Genomic DNA, 25,796 nt, shown 5'->3' with positions numbered 1-25,796 from the left:
GAAGGGGGACAAGCTGGAAAAGGAGACAAACCTCCCTCCTTACACATACTCCACTATAACGGGCTTCCTCTCCGAGGGGAGTGTGGCGAGGGAAAAGGCGATAAATGACGAATGACAAGTGACGAATGACAAATGTGGACTTTCTTCAAAAGGGGATTGCGGTGGTGGTAAGACGATGCGAGTCATACGGACAGGTGATAAATGAACGAAGGCGCAATGAAGATAAAGTAAAAGTACAATAAGATAAAGCAGAGGCACAATGAAGATAAAATGAAGATAAAGCGAAGGTACAATGACGATAAAGTGAAGGTACAATGAAGATAAAGCGAAGGTACAATGACGATAAAGTGAAGGTACAATGAAGATAAAGCGGGGGTAAGATGAAGGAGAAAAGAAGCTATTTTAGTGTGTTTAGGTATTTTTTCAGTATATCTTTTTTTGCTTTTCAATTTTATTCGTATCTTTGCACGCTAAGTCAGCAGTAAAGAACTCATTCTATCAAAAGATTACGAAAAATACTTGTCCGTTTCTTCCTTATAACCCTTGTGTTACTTGGGGTTACGGCTCTGCTTTTGACCTTACCCGCCACCCAAACCTTCATTGCTAAAAAGGTGGTGAACTACCTGAATAAAGATTTTGATATCGACCTGAATATAGAGCGTATACATCTGAAAATCAACGGGGATGTGGATATTAAGCGAGTGCTTATTCGCGACCACAAGCAAGATACGCTTATTTCGGCAAAGAAACTTACGACTTCTATTTTAGACTTTAAACAGCTGTTTGACGGTAATTTGTACTTTGGACACATAAAGGGTGATAGTCTCATTTTCAATATGAAAACCCATAAGGGCGATACTTTGTCTAACCTGGACGTGTTTGTAAACAAATTCGATTCGGGGGAACCCAGCACGGGCAAGTTTGTGATGAAGGCAAAAAGCATCAAGCTAAAAGACAGCTATTGCCGTATTTCGGACGAGAATAACGCTAACCCTTCTATCTTGAAAGTAGACCATCTGAACACTAAGCTAAACGACTTTAAAATCTTGGGTAGCAAAGTGTTTTTTGAGATGCAAGAAGGGAACTTCCGCTTTGATGACAAACTGAATGTTACCCACCTAAATACACAGTTCAGCTATACCGATAGCTTGATGCAAGCCAAGGATTTGCGACTGCAAACGGCATTGACGGACATTCAAGGTACTATAACGATGTTCTCTCACAACGGCAGTTTTGGCGATTTTGTGAACAAGGTAGTCTTTGACGTTAATCTGCCCAAAGCTACGGTAAACACTACCGATTTGAACGCTTTTTACAATGGTTTCAACGGAGGTAGAAACATTGTGTTAGAGGGCGTAACGATGAAAGGAACGCTGAACAACTTCACTATTCCGCAGGGAAAAATATCTTATCAGAACACGCTTATAGAGGGAGATTTAACTTTCCAAAATCTATTAGCAAAACACGCTAATATAGCCGTTATAGGCAAAGGTGTATATGCCGAGAGCATTTATAACGATTTGGCTTACTTAATGCCTAAGGATTTGGGTGAAAATATTCCAGCGGAACTACAAAGGTTAGGAATGTTTTCAGTAGAAGGTGATTTTGCTTACAGAACGACTTCGCTACAAGCCAATGTACTGCTGAAAACCAATGACGGCGAAGCACATATTGACGGCTCTTTGGAAGACCTTACCCATACCGATAAAACGGCTTTTAGAGGTACGCTCACTACGAATCAGTTTCATTTGGGCAAGATTTTGGACGACCCGACTATGGGCGCACTCACTGCCGATATGACAGTGCGCGGACAAGGATTGAACTTTAAAACTATGCAACTCTACGCCAATGGCACGGTTCATTCGGTGGGCTACAACGGTTATAACTACCAGCGCATAGGTATTAATGGGGAGTTTAGGAATCAGGTGTTTAACGGCAAAATAGACGCAAAAGACCCGAACCTTACGATGAACTTCAACGGACTTGCTGACCTATCGGGCAGAAACAACAAATTTGACTTTCAAGCGGATATTGCTATTGCCGATTTGCACGCTTTACACTTTATGGAAATGGACAGTGTATCGCAGTTATGTGGTAAGGTAGTGATAGACATTTCGGGCAATCAGTTGGACGATATTGTGGGTAAAATATCATTTAAACACACCAATTACATCAATTCAGCGGGAAGTTTTACCTTTAAAGACTTCGAGGTCGTTTCAACCTTAAACAATGGAGTGAAAGAAATCACAATTAATTCGCCTGATATTGTGAGCGGGAATGTAAGAGGAAAGTTCAAGTTAGCTGAGCTAAAAAAGGTAATGCAAAATGCGGTGGGGAGTATCTATGCCCAATACAACCCGTATAAGATAGAGAAAAACCAGTACGTAGACTTCCATTTTGATATTTACAACAAGATAGTAGAAGTGTTTGTGCCCAAAGTGAAGATAGGCAGAAACACTTTCATCAACGGGAATATAGATGCCGATAAAGGGAGTTTTAAGTTCCAAATGAAGTCGCCCAGCGTGAATGCATACGGCACTCAGATAGACAGTATTAGTCTTGAAATTGACAATAAAAACCCACTGTACAATACTTATTTTGAAGTGAAGAAAGCCGATTTTGGGGTGTATGCCATTCAAGATTTTAACCTGATTAATACCACTATCAAAGATACGCTTTTCTTCCGTACTGAGTTCAAAGGGGGCGATACCGGCAGAGATACTTATGAGCTGAATTTCTACCATACTTTGAACAAGAAACAACAGTCGATTATAGGGATTAAGAAATCACTGATAAACTTCAAAGGCAATGCGTGGTATATCAACCGCGAGAATGCGATGAATGAGTACAACAAGATTGTGCTCAACCGTACTGCCGATACGATTAAGGTGAGCAACTTCAAGATGGCGCACCAAAACCAATATATGAACCTCAGTGGGCTCATCACTACCAAAGATTATAAGAATCTGCATTTAGTTGCCCATAACGTAGCGATGGACAAGATAGTACCCGAAATCAAAGGGCTTAACCTCACGGGAACGCTCAATGGTAACGTGTCGCTTACTCAACGCGGGAACTTATATTACCCTTCGGCAGACCTTTTTATACGCTATTTTAAACTGAATGGCTATGACTATGGCGATTTGGAAGTGGGTATCTTTGGTAATAGTGATTTGTCGTCGTTTGATGTAGGGGCGTTTTTCTCTAACGGGCGGGCTCTTGGCTTTGCTACGAGAGGGAAAATTAACTTAGACAAGAAGCGGGGTACTTTGCTCGACCTTACGGCTTATTTTAGAGACTTTGAGCTCTCGCCTTTTAATCCGTTCTTGGAGGGAGTCTTCTACAACCTTAGAGGCACGATGTCGGGGCAAGTGAAGATAGACGGTAGCGTAACCGACCCACTGATGGACGGCGAACTCACCTTGCACAAAGCAGGTGTGGGGATTACGTACCTGAAACTCAATACTGATATTCAGGAAGGTGCACGGATAAAGGTGAATAACAAGACATTTGATATAGATAACTGGCTACTGACCGATACCGCTTATAAAACACAAGCTAAACTGAATGGTTCGATTAGGCATAACAAACTATTAGATTGGTTTTTAGACCTAAGATTGCAAACCCTTGGCAAGCGCTTTATGGTGCTCAACACCCCTTATACTGATGATGCGCTGTTCTACGGGACTGCCTTTATCAAAGGGAATGCGAGCATTAAAGGAGCATTGGACGAAATTGCGATTAAGGTAAATGCGAAGACCGAAGAGGGTACGTCCTTCAAAATACCGCTCAGCGATAGTGAGAGTGTGGGCGATGACTCGTTTATCACTTTTGTAGAGAAGGGCGATAAAAAAGTAAAAATTAACCGAGAATTGGAGTCTATCAAGGGGTTAGAACTGAACTTTGAGCTTGATATTCTTCCTACTGCCGAAGTGGAAATTGTGATGGATAGAAAAACGGGTAGTAACCTTGTGGGGCGTGGGGCAGGTACGCTCCTTATTGAAATCAATACCAACGGTAAGTTCAATATGTGGGGGGACTTTATCACCTATTCGGGCTTTTATAATTTCAAGTACGAAAACATCATCGACAAGCGTTTTACGGTGCTCCCAGGGGGGTCTATTTCTTGGAGTGGCGACCCGCTAAGAGCCACTTTGCGCGACTTGAAAGCGGCGTATACCCTCAGTGCGAACCCAAGTACGCTATTGGAAAGCAGTCAGTATAACCGGAAAATCAACACTCAGGTAATCATTAAATTAGAGGGAGAATTGATGCGCCCCGAAACCTTGTTTGACATTACCTTCCCTGATAGTAGTCCGAGTTTGGTATCGGAGCTCAACTACAAGCTTGAAGACCAAGACCGCAAGCAGTTACAAGCCTTTTCGCTCTTGGCACAGGGTTCGTTTATGAGCGAAAAGAATACCGACAACCGTTTGGTAGCTTACAACCTCTTTGAAACGGCAGCAGGCTTGTTTAACCAATTGCTCTCGGACGAAGACAACAAGCTGAACTTGGGAGTATCGTACGAAGCGGGGATTAACGACGGTTCGTCCGACATCAACAGCGACCGTTTGGGCTTTACTGTCTCTACCCAAATCACCGATTGGGCGAGTGTGAATGCCAAAGTGGGTATCCCTGTGGGAGGAGTGAGCCGTACGGCAGTGGCGGGTAACGTAGAGGTACAATTCCGCTTAAACACCGACGGTAGCCTCACAGCTAAAATATTCAACCGAGAAAACGAATGGCAACAGTATATGCTCGACCGTATAGGGTATGCCCAAGGGGTAGGACTAACCTATTCGGTAGATTTCAATACCTTTAAAGACTTGATGCAAAAGATATTTAAAAAGGGAGGAAAAGTGATAGAACCCAAGACAGAGAAGTAAAAAATATATATCGCAATAAAACTTTGGAACAATAATTGCTATTAGACAGAGACTAAATCATTAAAAACACTAGAAATGAGAAGAATATTTATTGTAGCTTTTGCTTTATTTTTAGGCGTATTTCAGGCACATAGCCAGCAAGTAGACAAGGCAAAAAAGCTATTGGACGAAGTGTACAACAAGATGGTTGCTTACAATAATATCTATATAGATTTTAAGTATAACCTCGATAATATTGCTGAGAATATCAATCAGGAAACCAAAGGTAATGTAACCATTGCCAAAAACAAGTATGTGCTAAATTATCTGGGGGCTACTAAAATATACGATGGTCATAAGACCTATACCATAGTACCCGAGAATGAAGAAGTAACCATAGAGAAAAACACCAATGACGAAAATGCGATTACTCCTTCAAAAATGCTTACCTTCTATAAGAAAGGTTATAAGTACAAATGGGATATACAGCAAAATGTGCGCGGGCGCAAAATACAATATGTAGAGCTAAAACCGCAGAAAGCTAATACTGATGTAAAGCAAATTCTGTTGGGGATAGATATACAAACTAAACACATCTACAACCTTATTGAAATAGGAAAGAACGGTACTAAAACCACTATCACAGTGAATACTTTTAAAACAAACCAGCCTATTTCGAACAATATCTTTAAATTCGACCGCGAGAAGTACAAAAAAGACGGCTATACTATCAGTGAATTATAGATGAAGATATTAGACCGCTACATTATCACTCAGTTCCTTACTAACTTTTTAGGAGCGCTCTCTATACTTGTTCTTATCTTTGTATTCCATACTATCTTTACATACATTGATGAGCTAGCGGGGCGTGGTTTGGAGTTATGGATTATATTCAAGTTTCTAATTTATTTTATTCCGCAACTTATCCCTATCATTATGCCCTTGGCAGTGGTAATAGCCTCTATTATGACCTTTGGGGCATTTGCCGAAAACTATGAGTTTGCTGCGATGAAAGCCTCAGGTATTTCGCTAATGCGCGTAATGCGTCCGCTGATTATACTGATGGCATTACTGAGTTTAGGCACTTTCTTTTTAGCCAATAATGTAATTCCAGTAGCTTATCGCGAGGTGTATACCCTTAGATCGAACATTGCCAAAGTGAAGCCTGCTATGGCTATAGCCGAAGGAGTATTCTCTAACATAGGGGAAGATATAAGCATAAAAGTAGGGAAAAAAAGAGGTGATAATGACGAATTTTTAGAGAATGTGCTTATTCACAAAAAGACTCCAGATAAAGTAAATCGCACTGTAATCAATGCCAAGCGAGGAGAACTTAAGAGTTCTAAGACTAATAGCAACTTCTTACAGCTTATTTTGGAAGACGGGACTTATTACGAGGATATTAAAACCAACTCTTATGAAGCCCAACAAAAAGAACCTTTTGCCAAGGTATACTTTAAAAAATACATCATCAATCTTGACCTTTCGCATTTGAACAATGTAGATTTTAACGAGAAAACCGATGCTACTACCTATCGTATGATGAATGTAGGACAGCTTAATTACGCTATCGACTCACTCCGCACCGATTTCAAACAGAATATTACTGACTATGGCAATAATATGTTTCGCCGTACAGGTTTCTCAGTAGCCCCTTCTACATCCCCTTCTTCCGAAGTAAAAAAACAAGAGAAGCCTAAACCTGCTAAGGAGATTACTTCGGTGAGAGAGCTCTTTAACAAACTGAACAACACACAAAAATCAATGGTACTTGATATGGCTATCAATACCAACCAAGCTCAGTTAGACAATGTGGAGTTCCGGCAAAGCGACCTTGAATATCGCTATAAACTAATGAACTTACACATTTTAAATCTCAGCGATAAGTTTGCTCTTACGGTGGCTTGTTTTGTGCTCTTTTTCGTAGCGGCACCTTTAGGAGCTTTCATTCGCAAAGGAGGGATTGGTATGCCTTTGGTAATAGCAATGATACTGTTCTTAGCTTATTATTTTATAGGAATGTTTATGAAAAATATAGCTGAGAACAACACTATCAACCCAGCCTTAGCACCGTGGATACCTGCTTTGATACTTTTGCCTTTGGGTATTTACCTCACTACAAGGGTTACTACTGATAAAGAAGTGTTCAATTTCCCTATTACCAATAAACTGATGCGCTTTGTAGAAGACAAAGTGAAAGAAATAAAAGGGAAAATTAAAAAGAACAAGTAAAAATCGATAATATCTAATTATAAGTTCATCAATGGATATTCAGAGTATTGAGTATCCATTGATTTTTTATAACATCACAATACCGAAAAAAAATGATAAAACCAATCATCAGAGGTAAAGCTAGCGATAAGTTAGGTATGAGAGTAGAGAAAGAGCTGTGTTATTTAGATGTAATATAAATTAATATCCGTTTTCTACTTTTCTTTTGGTATATTACTCATATAGTGTACTTTTGTCGCATATTTCACTAATTAAATTACTCGACATATGGAGACAGAAATTTTAGCACGTGTGCAGTTCGCACTGACGATTGCTTTCCATTACATCTATCCGCCTTTAAGTATAGGGCTTGGATTACTAATGGTAGTTTTTAAAGGTATCTACCTACGCACTGGTAAAAAAGAGTATGACACGCTCGCCCGCTTCTGGACGCGCATCTTCTCACTTACCTTTGGTATAGGGGTAGCTACTGGGATTGTAATGGAATTTGAATTTGGTACTAACTGGGCTACCTATTCGCGTTATGTAGGTGATATCTTCGGTAGTGCTTTGGCTGCTGAGGGTGTTTTTGCTTTCGCACTTGAAAGTACCTGCCTTGGTATTGTACTTTTCGGTTGGAACAAAGTAAAGCCTATATGGCACTTCTTGGCTACCCTTGGGGTGTTCTTAGGCTCTATGTGTTCTGCTATCTGGATAGTAATAGCCAACAGCTGGCAACAAACCCCCGCAGGTTATGTAATTGCAGGCGAAGGTATGCAAGCCAAAGCCGTAATCACCGACTTTTGGGCGATGGTGTTCAATCCTTCGAGCATAGACCGTATATGGCACGTATGGCAAGGAGCGTTCTTGGCTGGTATCTTCTTGGTATTGAGCGTTCACGCTTGGTATTTACTCAAAGGTCGCCACGTAGAAATCTCTAAAAAGGCCTTTAAAGTAACTCTTATCATCGGTACCATTGTGTGCTTGTTGCAATTGGTTTCAGGACACAGCTCAGCTGATGGTGTAGCTAAAAACCAGCCTGAGAAATTAGCTGCTATGGAAGGGCACTTCAAAACAGGGCCTGGTGATGCTTACATTATTGGTTGGGTAGACAAAAAGAATGAGGAAACTCACGGGTTGAGTATTCCTAAAGGGCTTTCGTATATGGTGCATTTTGATGCTGATGCCCCCGTAACAGGTCTTGACCAATATCCAGTGGAAGACCGTCCTGGGCAGGTGAACGCTGTATTCCAATTCTATCATATAATGGTAGCCATTGGTATGTTTCTCATCGCACTCACCCTCTACGCTTCTTTCTTATTGTGGAGAGGCAAATTATACAACAAACGTTGGCTCTTGCACATTTTTGTATGGAGCGTACTATTGCCACAAATAGGTAATCAAGTAGGTTGGTTTGCAGCCGAAATGGGTCGCCAGCCTTGGATAGTGTACAAACTCTTGCGCACCAGCGATGCGTTGTCTAAATCGGTATCGGCTAACCAAATACTCTTTGCGATTATCTTATTTACTGTTATTTATATTATCCTCTTCGCTCTATTCATCTACTTGATGAACAAGAAAATTGTTCACGGTATAGATGAACACGAAACTCAAGAACAATTACAAACAGCATAACATTATACAGATATGGAAACATTTTTAGGAATCGACTACCCTACGTGGTGGTTCATCATTATAGGATTTTTGATTACAGGCTATGCTATTTTAGACGGCTTTGACTTTGGAGCAGGGGCGTGGCATTTGTTCTTCGATAAGAAAAAAGAACGTCGTGTAGCTCTAAACGCTATCGGACCAGTATGGGACGGTAATGAAGCGTGGTTAGTAATTGGGGGAGCAGGTATTTTTGCTGGTTTCCCATTAATGTATGCCGAATTGTTTTCGGCTATGAACACGCCTTTTATGCTTTTCCTCACCTTTATTATTTTTAGAGCGGTAGCTATTGAGGTACGTGGCAAAGAAGACAGCAACCGTTGGCGCAACACTTGGGATACCGTATATAGCGTGTGTAGCATCGTATTGCCTGTGCTCTTAGGCGTGGTAATTGCCAATGTACTGCAAGGGCTTCCGTTAGACGAGAACTTTCAGTACACCGGAGGAGCGCTCTTTACTTTCCTTACCCCTTATGCATTACTTGTAGGTGTAATGACACTCTTGCTCTTTATGGTACACGGAGGTTTGTATTTGCTTCTCAAAACTCACGGTGATATGCACCACCGCATCGAGAAACGCATTAACTATGCATACCTCGGCTTTTTGGTAGTGTTTACAGCAGTAGCGATTTACAGTATGCTCACTCCTCATTTAGCTGAAAATATTGCTAATAGCACTGCACTGAAAGTATTCCCTGCGTTATTGCTCCTCAGCATTTTAAGCATAGCTTTCTTTATGAGAAAAAAAGACTATAAAAAGGCTTTTGTGGGTACTATTCTCACCATCGTTTTCTTTATGGTGGTAGCAGCACTGAATTTGCACCCTACTTTCTTGAGAACTACTTTAGAAACTGGCAATAGCATCACGGTTTACAACGCAGCAGCTTCTCAAAAATCATTAGAGATTATGCTCACTATTACCGCGATAGGGGCGCCGTTATTGCTTCTCTACACTTATTTCGCCTACAAAGTATTCTGGGGCAAAGTAGAGATTGATGAAAACAGTTATTAATACAAGCCTTATAAGCACTATAAAATAAGAAAGAGAGAAAAGGTTTTAAAACTTTTTCTCTCTTTTATTTTGGTAGGTAAAAAATAATTCGTACTTTTGCGCCCGATTTAAACCATTATTAAATAACAAAGCTATGTATGCAATTGTAGAGATAGCAGGGCAACAATTTAAAGTTAGCAAAGACCAAAAAGTGTTTGTTCACCGTTTGCCTAATCAAGAAGGAGAGAAAGTAGCGTTTAATAACGTACTCCTTTTAGATAACAACGGAACCATCACCGTAGGCGCCCCAGCTATAAATGGAGCTTCCGTAGAAGCAAAGGTTTTGAAACATTTGAAAGGCGACAAAGTGCTCGTGTTCAAAAAGAAAAGACGTAAAGGTTACAAAGTTAAGAACGGACATCGTCAGTTCCTTACACAAATTGTAATTGAGAACATCGTTGCAAGTGGTGCTAAAACTACCCAAGCAAAACCTAAGACAGAAAAAGCTCCTGTTAAGTCAGCAAAAGCTGATGATTTGAAAAAGATAGAAGGTATTGGGCCTAAAGCAGCAGAAGCCTTAGTAGTAGCAGGGGTAGACACCTTTGCTAAATTAGCTAAGAAATCAGTTGAAGAAATCAAAACCATTCTATCAGAAACAAGTTCAACCTTGGCACACTTAGACCCTCAAACTTGGGCAGCTCAAGCTCAATTAGCCGCTGACGGCAAATGGGACGAACTTAAAAAATGGCAAGACGAGTTGAACGGTGGTATCGTAAAATAATTGTTAAACCTAAAAATCTAAGAAAAAATGGCTCACAAAAAAGGTGTCGGTAGTTCTAAGAACGGTAGAGAATCTCACTCTAAACGCTTAGGTGTTAAAATTTTCGGTGGACAAGTTGCCATCGCAGGAAACATTATTGTTAGACAACGCGGAACTCAACACAATGCTGGCGAGAATGTGTATATTGGTAAAGACCATACTTTGCACGCTAAAATCGATGGTATCGTTAAGTTCGAAAAGAAGAGAGATAACAAATCATTTGTTTCTGTTATTCCATTAGAATCATAATAAAGTTTTTTAATGTTACAACAAAAAAAGCCTTTGGAACTCCAAAGGCTTTTTTTGTAAATAATACCATCTTATTTTACTATAATAGTGTATTTAGGGTCTATATTAGTACGCGGGTCAAAAACAAAATCAAAAAAAGAGGCATCATCTTTCTTACCTTGTCTTATCCACTACTTTACTTTGTTTTTCCTTCGTTTTATTTCCCTCAAAATTAGTGTTTTCTCACCACTTTTAACTGTTCATTACCAACTATTTATATACCCTTTCTATATCAATCGTCCAAGATTCGTATAAGCCTTCCTATAAGCTCTCTATAAGCTAAGCACACCCTCCTAATAACCTTTTTTCATCAAAATTGCATTCCAGCCTCTTCTGAAATATTCCGTTTCCTTACGGAAACTCCGACCTTCCATCGCCCATCAGTATTTCTGGTATTATGTTAATGTCAGTTCGATATGTACAATATTGATTTACAATAGTATTTGTGTTATAATCTGTGAAATCCAGCAACGAAGTTGCCAATCCGTGCACATCACATTTGTCAATTATCAAATGTCAATTGAAAGACTATCCGTGTAATCCGTGCGTAGTCTGCGAGCTGGCGTAGCAGAGTATGTGTCTAAAGGCAGCTTGCTGCCTATTTGTTTGATTTTTTAAAGATTTGTAAGATTTCTGTAGCGTAAGCTACACTTTTCTTACATCGAACTCACGTTATATTATTAAAAAAGGTCAGCAAAACTCTTCTTGCTGACCTTTTTCTTCTGTTTCTATTATCCTAATCTTTACTGTATCGTAATCGTATTGAGTTTGTTATAACCTGTTTGAGCTTCCCATATGCCTTTGTTAGCCAAACGAATGCTGTATTCCGGACGATGAGCAAGACTTTGGTAAGGGTCTGGTAAATTCAAATAAATGTCATAAAGCCCTTTGGAAAGATGTTGAGGTAAAGTAATATCTGCTTTCACTTTCACAGTCTTACCTGCAAACCAACGTCGAGGGTCGTCATTGAGTTTAAATACTTGTTTTTCCGAAGTGCCTTTTCTCACTAAAACAATCTGCACATCACGACGATTATACGGCGAAGCAAAGCCCTCATTTTTGAGTTCAAGCTCTATTTGCAAACGTCCTCCAGGCACTGGGTCGCCCGTAAATTTACTGTAATTAAGTGCAAAACGATAGCCTAATTTTCTTTTCATATCGTCCATACACCTGTTTTTCCAACTATTAATAGTACCCTCGTGAAAGTCCATATTAATATAACTCCAATGGTACAAAGCCATTTCTCTTAAAGCATTGCTACATTCTGTAAAACTATTAGGCGAGGTGCAAGTCTCTCCTCCCATCACCACATACTGGGTCTCCCGCTCCATATACTTGCGGTAGTTTTCATTAGGATAAGTACCCATATTAGGAGCATCAGCTAAAAAGCAATCGTTATGGAAGCCTATGCGCGATAAGTCACTGCCATTGTAAGCATTTCCCTCTGTAAGATTCGTGTGCACATTGATGTTTTGGGTAAATATCTTTGCCATTGGGTAGCGCACACACACCATTCTATCCTTAGGTAAAATGCTTAATTCTTTTGCTAATACCTTTCTGCGGGCTTCATAAGCTCCTGCGTTTTCTTTGGGTTCAAAGCCGTAATGATTGGTGTAATACCATTCGCCCCAAACACCCACAAAACCTGCTTCCCATACAGCTATGATATCAGCATTTTCACGAATTATTGGTGCCAATTGGTTAAGGTGTCTTTCCGTCCAATACCACGAGGTATCTCCTCTACCATTGTAATAATCACCTTGGTCTTTTGAATAAGCAAAGCGTAAAACCACCTTAGAGCCTCCTTCGCGAATGACTCGCATATTATTCCGAATCCGATTTAAAAAGTACTCCGGAATGTCTTTCTCTCGAAAGTTATTTATATAATAAATCGTGAGAATAAGACTTATCCCCTCCTGATTTCGCTTTTGTCTCACCCAATCTGCATTAAGTGTCCAATCACCTTCCCCTTGGTCTTGATGGGTTAAAAAACCTCTTTCAGGATTTAAAAACACCTCATTAGTACCTTCATATCTCACTGTCTGATTGAGAGAAGGAACTGCTGGGGGGGTAACGGGTGGTATAGGGGTGGTAGTAGACGTAGTAGTAGAGGTTTTGGTAGTAGGTGACTGTGTACCTCCTCCATTGTTAACGTCATCTTCTTTGCTTTGGCAAGAGATTATGGTGGTTAGTAAAACAAAAAATGTTAAAAGATATTTTTTCATAGGATTTTAAGTTTACAATGCATAATTTATTACTTAATCTTTACAAAATAAGGCAATCGCTCCAAAGGTACTTTTAGGGTGTGTTCTTTGCCTCCTTTGTACTTTTTGCCTTGTTCATCCTGCCAAGTGCCTTTGGGGAGTTTTACCGTGCGAATATCGCTTTCGGTCATTACAGGGGCTACTAAATACTTATCGCCCAACATATATTGGTCTTTGCAATTAGCGAAACCCTGATGAGGAAAAGTATACTCCATACTGCGCACAATAGGTTCTCCTGTTTGTGCCGATTTTTTGGCTTCGGCTATGATATAGTCGCCTAATTGTTCGTGCCATTTGGCATATTTGATACAGATAGCCAAATTCTCTTTCGATAGAATGCGCCAAGGAGCTACTGAGAATTGCATCATAGGCATCATCGAATGTATTTGGCAAGAGCGCACTATGAGTTTCTGATTGAACTTAGTAGGGTCTACATTCAAGAAACTGCCGTATTCCCCTCCGCCTATCATATCGGGGCAGGCGAATGCATAACCGTTGAGTCCTGCGGCTATCATATCGGGGACTAAACGGGCTACACCGTCCCAAGAGTAACTCTTGTCACCCAAACGTTGTACCAAAGCCTGTCCGCCTAATTTCCAGCAAGCGCGGAACTCGTTGTAAGGGAATTCTAAACCTAATTTACCCCAGAGATAGGTCTGTTCAGTATCGTAAGATTTTTGGTCGAAAACCTCTACATCTTCCGCCAAATAGCGCTCTGGGTCACCTGCATCAAACTTAAATCCATCGATGCCGTATTCTTTTTGTAGGTCTTTGAGCATATTCACAAAGTAAGCAAAGGCTTCGGGATTGCTGAGGTCGTAGCAAGCGCTGAGCCCATTCCACCAATCGAGGATAGCAGGGGTGTCAGCTCCTTTTTTCTTCACTAAATAGCCTTTGTCGCGCAAAAAGCGGTATTCTTGGCTATCAGGCGATACAAATGGGCATACCCATACCATCACTTTGAAGCCCATTTGGTGGAGCTGGTTTATCATTTCCTTAGGTGTAGGGAACTTATCGGGGCGGAATTGCCATACGCCATAGTCTTTTTGCCAGTTGTCATCAATCATTATTACTCCCGTTGGCATTCCGTTGTCCAGAATAGCTTTGGCGTAGGCTAAAACGTCTTTTTCGTTCTGATTGTAAATAAGTTCTATCCAAGTGTTGTATTGTGGTTTGGTAAAGAACACTTCGGGGGGGATTACCCCTGAAGGCGGAAAATATTGTTTACTCACTGCCTGATAGGCACTTTTGAGGGTAGAGCCTGCTGTGTGGCAACTCACCTCAGCCCGTGAAGGAGTGATAAGTATCTTTCCTTCTTTAAATTGGTAAGCAAAAGGAGCTTCCGAAGCGATATAACGCCCTTGATTAGAGAACAGAAAGGGTACCGATTGATTGTTAAAATTCTCGGTGCGCAAGTTGTAAATACGCTCCGATGGTTGGTAAGGCATCTCTTTGCCTACGCCCGTAAAGCCACCCCACCATTGTTCATTGGGTAGTAGGGTGATTTCAGTGGGCTGTTGTGCACTCGCCCATAGCGAACTGCACAAAGTAATAAAAGCAAATATTCTTTTCATTTGTATGTTTTTAGTCGTTAGTTATTAGTTCTTAGCCGTTAACTTTTTACCTCTTACCTGAAATAAATTCTGAGGGTGATACCCCAAATTGTTCTTTAAAAGCTCTTGTGAAATACGACGGACTATCGATTCCTACTTCGTAGCACACTTCACTGATAAGTTTATCGGTAGTTTTAAGCAGTTCGGCAGCTTTGTCTAAGCGTATTTTGCGAATGTAGTTCGCCAAGGTAAGCTCGGTAGCTTGTTTGGCAAAGCTGTACAACTTAGTGCGGTTCATACCGAGTTCAAGGCAGAGGTTATCTACCGAGAAATGTGGGTTTTGCATATTGGTCACTACCAAGTGAGTGAGCTTGTCTAACTGTTCTTGTTGTTTTTTATCAATCACTTTCTGACGGATATTCTCAATAGGAGCGTGTTGTTTGCTCTTGTTGAGCAAGTTGCGTACATTGGTTTTGAGCAGTTTCACATCAAAAGGTTTCGTAAGGTAGGCATCAGCTCCTAACTCAATTCCTTCTATTTGTGACTCTATTTGCGATTTCGCCGTGAGCAATATTACAGGAATAAAGCACGTTTGCAGGTTCTTTTTCAGGATAGCACAGAGCTCAAATCCGTCAATTTTAGGCATCATCACATCCGATATGACCAAATTAGGAAAATGCTGATTACACTTCTCAATCGCTTGTTCGCCGTCGGAGGCGAGAATGATGTTGTACTCTTTGATAAAGATGTTTTTAAGTATCATCAGTACCTCGTGATTGTCGTCTACTAAAAGCAAGGTAGGTTTATCTTCTTGGGGCAAATTTAACATTTCGTCCTCTTCTTCGCCTATGTGTTCATACTCAACCGCATAGTCCGATAAGTATTCTTTCAGCTGAAAAGCACTGTCCTGTAACTTCTGTTCGGGCAATAAGTAACTATCGTCCATAGGGAAGGTGATGATGACTTCGGTACCTACATTGGGCTTACTGCTAATGATAATCCCACCACGATGCGCTTCAACTAATGATTTTACCAAAGAAAGTCCGATGCCCGAACCTACTCTTTTTTGCCCCAACCCCTCTACACGGTGAAAACGTTCAAAGATTTCGGGCAAGGCTTCTTTTTCAAGTCCTACCCCCTCATCTTGCACTTTTACCACCAACTGTTTGCCTGGCAAGGTATGCGCAGTGTTCTCAAAGGCGCTCTTGTAGAGCGGTGTGAGCTCGCTCAAATTCTCTACCGAAATCGATAAGCGTATAGTGCTTCCCGCATTGGAGTACCTAATAGCATTGGAAAGAATATTCGAAAGTATCTTGCTAAAATACTTCTCATCTAACCACAACTTTACTTCTTGTTCAGGTAGTGTTAATTGCAAGGTTATAGCCACTTTGCTTGCCCACTCCTTAAACTCGTTGTAAATGGCTTGCACATAGCTATTTGCCGAAATGTAATTGGCTTTTAGCTGAGGTGTATACACGTCCATACGGTGTATTTCAAGCAGTTCGTTTACCATATTACTGAGCTTACCCGTATTGCGTTTGAGGGTATGCACATACTTATTGGTAGGCATTTCCTCTTCCATTTCAGTTACTGCGTGGCTCATTAGGGTAAGTGGTGTACGGAACTCGTGTGAGACGTCTGTAAAGAACTGCATTTTCATCTGCATTAGCTCTTCTTTATGTCGCTCTTTTTCCTCTTGTACAGCTATGGTATGCTTCATTTGCGTCCATCGCATAAAGTACCTGAAACCTATGTACAGCAAGCCTGCAAGGGCAAGTGCATAGAGGGTGTACGCCCACCACGTAAGCCAAAAAGGAGGCTTGGAGACCACTGTAAGCTCGGTCTGCGCTCCGCTCCACTGTTGCCAATCGCCTACCTCTACTAATAGTTTGTAAGTACCATAAGGGAGCTTTTGGTAAGTGGCGTGCGGGGCAGGGTCATTCACGGCTATATAATGCCAATCAGTGTCGTAATCCTCTAATTTATAACGGTAGCGCAATCGCTGAGGTGCATTGTATGACAAAGTGGTGAAGTACACCGAAAAATCGTTGTTCGGGTACGCAATCGAAAGCGCATCGGTAAACTCTATACACGAATTGACTACCTTGCCGTTGTTTTCAAACCTGCTAAAATGTACTCTTAGGTGAGCTGACGAAAACATTTGCGCTTGTGGTTTGAAATAGTTAAAGCCGTGTGAGCCTCCAAAGTACAGATTCCCCTCAGCATCTTTGCAAGAGGAAGCCGTCCCGAAACTGTGTCCTTGCAAGCCATCGTTGTTGCTGAAAGCCGCAAAACGCTTCTGCTTTGTATCAAAGAAACTCAAGTAAAAGCCTCCACACCACACATTGCCAAAAGCATCTACTTCCACACTTTCAATATCGTTAGAGGTCGCTCCTTCTTCTATGCCGTAATGTTCGGCAGTATAAGTGAGTTTGCCATTAGCGTTATCAGTGAGAACCACCTTGTTGAGTCCGCTACCCATAGTGCCTATCCAATAAGTATCTTTGTCTTTATCAATTGCCCAAAGATAATTACTACTCAGGCTGTGCGGGGTTTTAGCGTCGGCAGCGTATTTGAGCACACGCACTACCTCGCCTTTGGCATTGAGTTGCAATCTGTTTAAGCCCATTACCGAGGTTATCACAAGTTCGTTCTTAGCTTTATCCACATATATTTTGTGGAGCTTGTTAGTAGATAACCTACGAGGTTCAGGCGTTGTTTCGGTAAAAGTGTATACGTTTTGCCATTGTCCTTTTCGCTCTTCAAAGCACTCCAATCCTGAATAGGTAGTAATCCACAAACGGTGAAAGGTATCGAGCTTGATATCAAATATATAATCGTTGCACTGTGTTGCAAACGAACCGATAATGCGTCGGCTTTGCTTGTCTATCACCCATACCCGTTCGCGAACCGATACGTATAAGTGTGCTTTATCGCTCTGAATACTCGTAACGTTAGGCGAAAGCTCAGGAGCATTGCAATAGTGCTCGTCTAACTGCTGGCTCTGGGTGTGAAACCTAATCACTCCGCCGAACTTATTGCCTATATACACATAACCATCGGGGTCGTAGTGCATCGTGCTTACAAACTCCGAACCCACTTTGCTCTGGGGTTTTATCCATACCGTCTTGAAGAACGCATCGCGCGTACTGCTGTACGATACACCATTAGACCAAGCCGATACCCACAAATTGCTCTCTTTGTCTAAGAACACACTGTTGATATGATTGCTTGTCGAATACGGATTCAAAGGCGAGTGACTGTGTTCTTTCAGCAGAGAAAGACTGTTTTTATCCAACTGAAAGATACTTTCTTCATTCACTACCCACACGTATTGCCCGCTGAGTGTAAGAGAAAGCAAATGTTTGTTCAGGTCAAATTCCTTTTTAGCGACTATCGCATAGGTGTTATCGGGCTTACAGGCGTACTTCACTAAGCTATCTCGGTAAATCACCCACAAGTAGCCATCGGCATAGAGCATCTTTACGATACCCGAACCTATGTTGTTCACCTTTTCAGGTAGGGCTTTTAGTCTGCCCTTGTCAGGAACGTAAGCCGATAACCAAGGGAACCCCGAAAGCCACACTTCTCCTTTTTCGCTCACTGCTATTTGCGGATTGAGTTGCGAAGTAGTGAGTTGTGAGGCAGAGCCAATAGGCAATGTTTTTAGCGTAAGTGCCTTCTCGCGCTGATTCCACACTACTTTAGCACACCTAATTTGGTTTTCGCTCAAAAGCCAAAGTTCATTATTTGTGCCTTTTTGTAAGAGTTTTACTTTGGTATAGAAAGCCAAATCAAGAGGGTCGTCGATTTTGAAATTGACAAACTGTTTGAGCCGAATATCAAAACAAGCTACTCCTGCTTCGGTAGCTACCCAAAGGTAACGCCCCATAGGTTGCAAGCTGTACACACGGTTGTAGTACACCGAGTTGATAGGGTCTTGCTCGTACTTGTAGGCATCGAGGGTATAGCCATCGAAACGGTTCAGCCCTCTGTGGGTGCCTAACCAAATAAAGCCCAACGAATCCTGAGCAATGCAAGTAACGTTGTCGTGCAACAGACCTTCATTGCGCGTAAGATGGTGGAAAAGGAAAGTTTCTTGCGCTTGAATTCTCACCACCAACTCTTCTGTGAAAGCGATAGGAAAGAGAAAATACCACAACAGCAGGATTCGCAGGAGCTTTATCGTTCTGTTCATTTGTCAAAATTTCATTTAGAGGGCAAAGATATAAAATCCTTATCAAAAGCTCAAAAATACCCAAATCTAAAAACTGATAAGTAACCTTTATTTCTTCATCTTAGATTCGCCTTACCTTCATCGTAGATTCGTCTTTTGTTCATCATTCCTTCGTCTTTTGTTCGTTGTAGAGCCACTGTAGAGCCACTGTAGAGCCACTGTAGAGCCACTCTTCGTTCACCTCTTCTTCGTCTTTTCTTTACCCTATTCGTACAGATTACACCTCATCACTATCCTATGGGGTTACCGTAATTTTGATAGTGCGGTATTCAGTGTTGTACTTGTACTCGTCAGCACTTACAGTTCCTACATCAGTTTTATAACCGTCTTTTGAATAGCTTTTAAAACCACTGCTACTGCCCACTACCACTACCTCATAAGTACCTGCTTTGTCATACTTGTGAGTGTATTTGGTTACCCCAGAATCATCGGTAATGGTAATACCTTTTCCTGTATCGAAAGCCTTATAGTCAATAGCTCCAAAGTTAGCCGATTCAACAAAATAATCGCCTATATAGCCAATGCCAGCACCCACGGTAGTAAACAGAATCTGAATATAAGAAAGTGTTGCCATTTTTTTGTTTACAGCACTTTCCCACGCTGAAATGGTACGACCAATATCAAAAGTGTAATCGGTATACTCAGTTTTGGGTTCTACAAATAAATCCCAAACAGTATCGTCTTTGAAGGTTACAGCTGTATCCCCTTCGGCTATACCTCCCAAACGTATCACGATAGGGAACTTTGTTTCTTCGGGGTGTTCGCTTTGGTCGTTAGTACTTTTCAAAGTAGTTGTCGCAAACTTCATTCGTAAAGTCATCTTCTTGTTACTTCCTACTTTGGTGTTTACATTAAGGCGCAAAGCTTCATACCACCAGTTAGGGTGTTTGGCATTCACTTTCACTACATTTTTACCTATGGTAGCATCGGTTACTACTTCGGCTTGACTGCCAACTAAGTTATCACCGCTATTGGCGTTGCGCACTTCAAAAGCGCCATTGGCTAAAGTAGTGCTCCCTACTTGTGTAGAAGTAAAGTCTACTTTGTAAGGTTTCACATCAGGGTCGGTAGGGCGATAGTTTTTACCTTGTAATTCCTCTGAAGTCTTCCCTTTGAGTACATTGTCTATACTCTTTTGGTAATCGTGCCCTTCATCACCGGTGTAAATAGCCAAAGCATTTACATTGTGATGAATAGTAAAAGTTACGGGGTCGCCTACCTTCACTTGGGTTTTATCAGCTGTTACTGATAGGTCTACGTCTTCAGGTTTATCCTTAGTACAAGCACCCAAAGCCGTGAGTAGCAAACTGCTAATGAGTAATATATATGTTTTCATTTTAATATCCAGGATTTTGAGTTAAATTCTTATTTGCGTCCAATTCGCTAAGCGGAATAGGTAATAGCTGGTGATAAGGGCGAACATTCTCAGGCGCAGCAGGTGCTGGAATACGGCGTTCCTCCCCACTGATAAACGGATTGTTGATACGCCAGTTTTGGAAAGCTTGTACCAGAATGCCACGGCGTACGAGGTCACACCAGCGGTCGGTGGTTTCTCCTACAAGCTCGCGTGCGCGTTCGTTTAAGATTTCAGTACGGAAAGCGGTATAATCATCGCTGTAATGTTTAGCTGTCCACATAGCAGTACCTGCGTAGTCATAGCCATAAGAGGAGGTTTTCCAATCGGGGACTATTGTATTTACATCGTTGATATGAGTTTTATCCAAATCACGAGGTAAGGCATCGCGGTGTACGATGCGTCCGCCTGCTTTGTTAGAGATACGAGCACGTTTGCGCACTAAATTCACTGCATCGTAAGCACTGTTTACATTGGTGCCATTCATCGCTAAAGAAGATGAGGGGGTATAAGCTCCAGGTGAATGATTAACTTCGTTATAAGCCTCTGCATAGATGAGGAGTACATCAGCAAAGCGAAGTAGCGGTTCATCCATACCGAAGTTCTTGTAGTTATACGAAGAGGTATCAGCTAATGGGAAACGGCGGAACTTACCGATGCTCCACATCACCCAGTTATTGTTTTCGGTAGCCTTACTAAGAGGTTGGTCTACACGGGTATCTTTGTAAATATTGTAGTCCCAACCCCATAACTTACCATTGTCGAGTACTTGTACACGTGGGCAGTTCCACAACCGGCGAATAGAGTCGGAGGGTTCATAAATCATACGGTGATAATCGGAGCTAGAAATATTATCCCAAGAACCTCCTAAGTTTTCATTACCTCTCATTCCGTAAAGCATTCCTGTGAGGGTACCGGTATCGTCGCCTGTAAGACCTTGTACGCACCAAATAACTTCTTTTGGAGCTTCGCTTATTTTGGTTTTAGCATTGAATACATCAGGATAGTATTCTACTAATTGGTAGCGACCGCCTTGTATGACCTCTTTGGCATAGTTCATTGCTTTGGTGTAGTTTTCAGTAGCCGAACCAAGCACTTCACGTCCGTCGCGTTGTGCTACTGAAGCAAGCCACAAGTGTACTTTAGCTAAGAAACCGCGACAAGCATCTTTGGTAATACGTCCGTATTGGTAACCATTGCCTGTATCGCCTTTTTCGGCTACGTGAGCCATTGCATAAGTAAAATCGGCAATAATTTGCTCAAATACCTGCTTTTGTGGAGTACGAGGTACTTTGAGGTCGTCGAGTGATTTGGTTTCTTTCACAACCAAAGGCACATCGCCAAACCAACGCACCAAATCGAAGTACAAGTAAGCGCGTACACCACGAGCTTCGGCTACATAGCGTTCCCAGTTATTGATACGATCTTGGTGTTCGGTTACATTATCGATTACCGAGTTACAGTTCTTAATAGCTGCATAATGTTGTTGCCACATTTGGGTAATATAATCGTTGTCTGACCCAAACTTGTAGTTGCGCAAGCCTCCCCCTTCGTCCCAATCGGCACGTTTGGCAAGGTCGGTACTGATTTGTTTGGTGCCGTGTCCTGTAACATACACATCGGTGAGGTAACGGTAAGTACCGTTCATTGCTTGGCGAGCATCCAATTCATTTTCATAGAAAAATTGAGATGTAGGGGTGCTCTTGGGGGTTTCTTCTAAGAACTTGCCACAACTGCTCAATCCGAGGCTTACCCCTATTGCTATAATGGTGATAATATGTAATTTCATAATCTATATCTTTTAAAAACCAACTTCTACTGAGAATAAAACCGATGTAGGTCGTGGGTACGGACTCATATCGAGACCTGGAGCTAAGCGGGCAATAGTTCCATAGCCCGTATTGGCTTCGGGGTCAAATCCTGAATAGCGCGTCCAAAGCGCAAGATTGGTACCGGTAACGCCTACACGCAATTTGTTAAGTTTGTAAGGTTCTAATACTTCTTTAGGCAAGTTGTAACTAAGAGTAACAGTTTGCAAACGCAAGAAAGAACCATCTTCTACCAAGTCGCTACGGAAAGCGTTTTCAGCCCAGAAACCACCTCCAAAGAGCGGGAAGTTACGGTCGGGGTGTGCTTCCGACCACACGTTATTATAAACGCTTTGTGTGATATTGTCGATATTTCTAGTGCCTGTGAGGTAGTAAGCATTACCGTTTACTACATCGTTGCCATACGACCAACGCAAGAAAGCGTACAATTCCCAACCTTTATATGAGAAAGTGTTACCTATACCACCCGTGTGCAATGGGTTTACATCGGCTACGGGCACACGGTCGTTAGTATCGATTACACCATCGTGGTTGATGTCTTTCACACGTAAACCGCCTAAAGCTACGTTAGGCCCTGGCTGAGCGTTATCCACTTCGTTTTGGTTGTGGAATACACCATCGGCTACATAGCCATAATAGATACCTACCGGCATACCTACACGCAAGAGCACATCACTTTTGATTTTGGAGTTGATACCTCGGTCATAAAATTGTTGATACTGACCTTCGTCTAACGAAAGGATTTTGTTTCGGTAGAAAGAAATATTGAAATCAGTTGTCCATTTGAAATCGCCTTCACGCAACCATTGTGCATTGAAGCTCACTTCGAGACCTTTGTTTTCCATTGAACCTGCATTCTTCCACGCTTTTTGGAATCCCGAAGTAGAAGGGATATTCACTTCCAAAAGCATATCGTCTATGCGTTTGTAATACAATTCAGTAGAAAGGGTGTAACGGTTTTTGAGAAAGGACAAATCTAAACCGATATTGTATTGCTTTTGGCTTTCCCATTTGAGGTTGTCGTTAGCAATATTGCTGGTATAACGACCGATTTCTACTTTGTTACCGTCCAATACTACTTTGTTTTTAGCAAGTTGTGCTAAAGATTGGTAAGATGGGATTTGATTGTTACCTGTCATACCAAAACTACCGCGCAAACGCAAATTGGAGATAGCTTCTATTTTCTTGATAAAGCCTTCTTCGTGAGCATTCCAAGCCAAAGAAATAGCTGGGAAGTAACCGTATTTGTTATTCTTACCAAATTTAGAAGAACCATCAGCACGCAAAGAAGCATTGAGCACATACTTGTTGTTATAACTATAAGTAGCCCTACTGATGTACGATACCAATTGGTTGCCATCATAAGTGTACAAAGGCGCATAGGTTACTAACCCTTGGTTGATACCCCAAATACCTTGTTTGGTATCCTCGAAGTTAGTAGACTTATTGTAAGTATAATCTGTCCAATACTTATTGGCTTCAAAAGCACCCATTATGGAAAAATAGTGCTTATTGATGCTCTTAGAGTATTGCAAACGGGCTTCATATACCCAGCTGTTCTCATTGCGATGAGAAAGCTCCATACGTCCGCGTTCTGACTGTCCGAACCAAGTGTCAGGCCCCCAAAAACGGTCTTGACCAATAGTGTGTAAACGGTAAGAAGCACTGGTGTTAAAAGTCAAATCTTTAAGCAGTTGATAGCTGAGGTATACATTGGCGTTGAGCTCATTGTATTTGGTGTTGATATCCACTTGGTCTACTGCTACCTTAGGGCTCATCGTACGAATATTAGGATAGCTCATTAGGGTACCAAAACCAGGGTAGTCTAAGAAAGGAGAAGTTTGCAAAGCTTTGAGAACCACTCCATTTTGAGACCAATCGCTTACGGGATTTTTATCCTTAGAAACGGCGTATGAGAGGTTGATACCTGCATTCATCTTATCGTTAATCTTCTGTGAGAGGTTGAGACGTGAAGTAAAGCGGTTGAAAGCAGAACGCTTGATAAGTCCTTCTTGGTTCAGATAGCCCACTGAAAGCATATAGCGGGTTTGGTCGGTACCACCCGTGATACTACCGTTAGCTTCGTTTTTGGTACCTGTTTGGGTAACTTCTTTCAGCCAATCTTTTACGGCAGGGTGATTCCAGCCTTTTTCGGCAATCATTCGTTGCCAAAAGTCTATTTGAGGTTGATTGCCCCAAGTACCATAATCGAGCATTTTGTGAGCATAATCTTCAGCACTGAGCACCTTCAAAGGGATATTAGGCATCATTTCAATAGAACTTGCATAACTGAAGTTAAATTTAGGTTTAGCGAGTTCCTTACCTTTTTTGGTGGTGATAAGCACTACCCCATTAGAACCGTTAGACCCGTAGATAGCTGCTGCGGCGGCATCTTTAAGGATTTCCATTGACTCAATGTCGTTAGGGTTTAAACTGAGTAGCGGATTGGTAGCCACATCTTCATTGGTATTGGTTACCCTTTGGGTAGGCATAGGCACCCCATCAATAACAAAGAGCGGTTGCGTACCTCCTGTGATGGAGTTCACCCCGCGAATTCTAAATGTGAGTCCGCTTGAAGCAGAACCATCGGAAGAGATGATTTGCACCCCACTCACTTTACCTTGCAACGCTTGCAATACCTGCGATGGACTGCTTTGGGCAATATCTGCCATCTTCACCGAAGCTACTGCCGTAGAGATATCGCTTTTGCGCTGTGTACCGTACCCTACAAGCACTACCTCATCAATCTGAGTGACCTCAGGTTCGAGAGATACATTGAAAGTACGTGTTTTACCTACGGCTATGGTTTTGGAGCGATAGCCCATAAAGCTCACTACTATTTTATCGGTAGGCGCTACACTTAGGGAGAAACGCCCTTCAAAATCAGTAGCCGTACCTGAATGTACGTGCTCTACAGCAACGCTTGCACCAGGAAGGGGTTGTTTGTTTTCATCGGTAACTACCCCCGTAATAGTTACTTTTTGCGCCAGCATTGGGATACTGAACAGCAAAATACAAATGCTAATGATGCTTTTCATTATATAAAATTTAAAGTTTTTTCTTTGGGACAAAATTAAGGAATACTTAACAAAAAGCACTTTACTTATTGTACATTTTTCTTTACTAAAAGTTATTTTTCTGGTAAAAACGTAAGTAATCAATAAGTTAACGTGAGCTCAACGTAAGAAATATCGTAGTATTTATGTTACGAAAAATATACAGAATAGAAGCACAAAGACTTTATAAAAGGAAATAAAAAGGAATTATAAGTAACTGGTAAAAGTGTTTTTTGGTTGAAAAGAGCTGTAGTTAGCTTATAGAGAGCTTATAGGAAGCTTATACGAATCTTGGAAGATTGGTATAGAAAGGGTATATAAGTAGTTGATTAATACTATAATACAATGATTAAAAAGTGCTAAAAATGAGGTTTCGATGCGAAAGAAAGAGGAATAGGCAATAGGCCTTAGGCCATAGGCAATAGGGGGGAGAATGACGGAAAAGCGAGAATGTAGCGACGGAGAAAGGAAGAAATGACGGTGCGAGCCACACAGGCAGATAAAATTAGTAAATGAGTTAATTAGCAAATTAGCAAATGGGGGCGGGAGAATTAAATAATGTAGATTTAGAGAGCTTATAGAAAAGACGAACAAATAACGAATAAAGAACGAACAATGAGTGGGTCTACAGTGGGTCTACAACGAACAAAAGACGAAC

General features: G+C 41.4%; 13 protein-coding genes. 7 read left to right on the top strand and 6 right to left on the bottom strand.

Translation table 11 applies throughout. From position 1 onward, the window contains the following. Nucleotides 1-545 precede the first annotated feature (545 nt). From HMPREF9072_RS00220 to rpmA, 7 genes are all read left to right on the top strand, one after another. Nucleotides 546-4,886 (top strand): translocation/assembly module TamB domain-containing protein, encoded by a 4,341-nt coding sequence (locus tag HMPREF9072_RS00220; protein WP_009409929.1) that lies wholly within the window; start codon nucleotides 546-548, stop codon nucleotides 4,884-4,886. 75 nt (nucleotides 4,887-4,961) lie between these two features. Beyond that, nucleotides 4,962-5,609, top strand: a complete 648-nt coding sequence (locus HMPREF9072_RS00215; RefSeq protein ID WP_009409928.1) for an outer membrane lipoprotein carrier protein LolA — start codon at nucleotides 4,962-4,964, stop codon at nucleotides 5,607-5,609. Then, nucleotides 5,610-7,097, top strand: a complete 1,488-nt coding sequence (locus tag HMPREF9072_RS00210) for an LptF/LptG family permease (protein WP_009409927.1) — start codon at nucleotides 5,610-5,612, stop codon at nucleotides 7,095-7,097. Nucleotides 7,098-7,364: 267 nt separating this feature from the next. Next, nucleotides 7,365-8,711 carry a cytochrome ubiquinol oxidase subunit I gene (locus HMPREF9072_RS00205; RefSeq protein ID WP_009409926.1) on the top strand — a complete coding sequence of 449 codons (1,347 nt, stop codon included), beginning with the start codon at nucleotides 7,365-7,367 and terminating at the stop codon, nucleotides 8,709-8,711. A 12-nt stretch (nucleotides 8,712-8,723) separates the two neighbouring features. Further along, the gene (gene cydB / locus HMPREF9072_RS00200; RefSeq protein WP_009409925.1) at nucleotides 8,724-9,758 is read left to right on the top strand and encodes a cytochrome d ubiquinol oxidase subunit II; all 1,035 of its coding nucleotides are present in this window, start codon (nucleotides 8,724-8,726) and stop codon (nucleotides 9,756-9,758) included. Between the two features lie 133 nt (nucleotides 9,759-9,891). Then, nucleotides 9,892-10,518: a 50S ribosomal protein L21 gene (rplU, locus tag HMPREF9072_RS00195; RefSeq protein ID WP_009409924.1), complete on the top strand. Its 627-nt coding sequence runs from the start codon at nucleotides 9,892-9,894 to the stop codon at nucleotides 10,516-10,518. A 27-nt stretch (nucleotides 10,519-10,545) separates the two neighbouring features. Continuing rightward, nucleotides 10,546-10,806, top strand: a complete 261-nt coding sequence (gene rpmA, locus HMPREF9072_RS00190) for a 50S ribosomal protein L27 (protein ID WP_002670844.1) — start codon at nucleotides 10,546-10,548, stop codon at nucleotides 10,804-10,806. A gap of 782 nt (nucleotides 10,807-11,588) precedes the next feature. Here the strand turns inward: rpmA and HMPREF9072_RS00185 are convergent. The 6 genes from HMPREF9072_RS00185 to HMPREF9072_RS00160 all read right to left on the bottom strand — a co-directional run bounded on the left by HMPREF9072_RS00185 (nucleotide 11,589) and on the right by HMPREF9072_RS00160 (nucleotide 25,120). Beyond that, nucleotides 11,589-13,070: a DUF4832 domain-containing protein gene (locus tag HMPREF9072_RS00185; RefSeq protein ID WP_009409923.1), complete on the bottom strand. Its 1,482-nt coding sequence runs from the start codon at nucleotides 13,068-13,070 to the stop codon at nucleotides 11,589-11,591. Nucleotides 13,071-13,099: 29 nt separating this feature from the next. Continuing rightward, on the bottom strand, nucleotides 13,100-14,683 hold the full coding sequence (locus tag HMPREF9072_RS00180) for a glycoside hydrolase family 31 protein (RefSeq protein ID WP_009409922.1): 1,584 nt from the start codon (nucleotides 14,681-14,683) through the stop codon (nucleotides 13,100-13,102). A gap of 46 nt (nucleotides 14,684-14,729) precedes the next feature. Continuing rightward, a complete protein-coding gene (locus HMPREF9072_RS00175; RefSeq protein ID WP_009409921.1) occupies nucleotides 14,730-18,860 on the bottom strand; it encodes a response regulator in 4,131 nt (1,376 codons plus the stop codon). Nucleotides 18,861-19,134: 274 nt separating this feature from the next. Next, on the bottom strand, nucleotides 19,135-20,235 hold the full coding sequence (locus HMPREF9072_RS00170; protein WP_009409920.1) for a DUF5017 domain-containing protein: 1,101 nt from the start codon (nucleotides 20,233-20,235) through the stop codon (nucleotides 19,135-19,137). Nucleotide 20,236: 1 nt separating this feature from the next. Continuing rightward, nucleotides 20,237-22,042, bottom strand: coding sequence for a RagB/SusD family nutrient uptake outer membrane protein (locus HMPREF9072_RS00165; RefSeq protein WP_009409919.1), 1,806 nt, complete (start codon nucleotides 22,040-22,042; stop codon nucleotides 20,237-20,239). Between the two features lie 12 nt (nucleotides 22,043-22,054). Further along, the gene (locus HMPREF9072_RS00160; RefSeq protein WP_034565906.1) at nucleotides 22,055-25,120 is read right to left on the bottom strand and encodes a TonB-dependent receptor; all 3,066 of its coding nucleotides are present in this window, start codon (nucleotides 25,118-25,120) and stop codon (nucleotides 22,055-22,057) included. Nucleotides 25,121-25,796: the final 676 nt, after the last annotated feature.

The organism is Capnocytophaga sp. oral taxon 324 str. F0483, from assembly GCF_000318315.2.
Taxonomy (GTDB): Bacteria; Bacteroidota; Bacteroidia; order Flavobacteriales; family Flavobacteriaceae; genus Capnocytophaga; species Capnocytophaga ochracea.
This window is presented reverse-complemented; position numbering and strand designations above follow the sequence as displayed.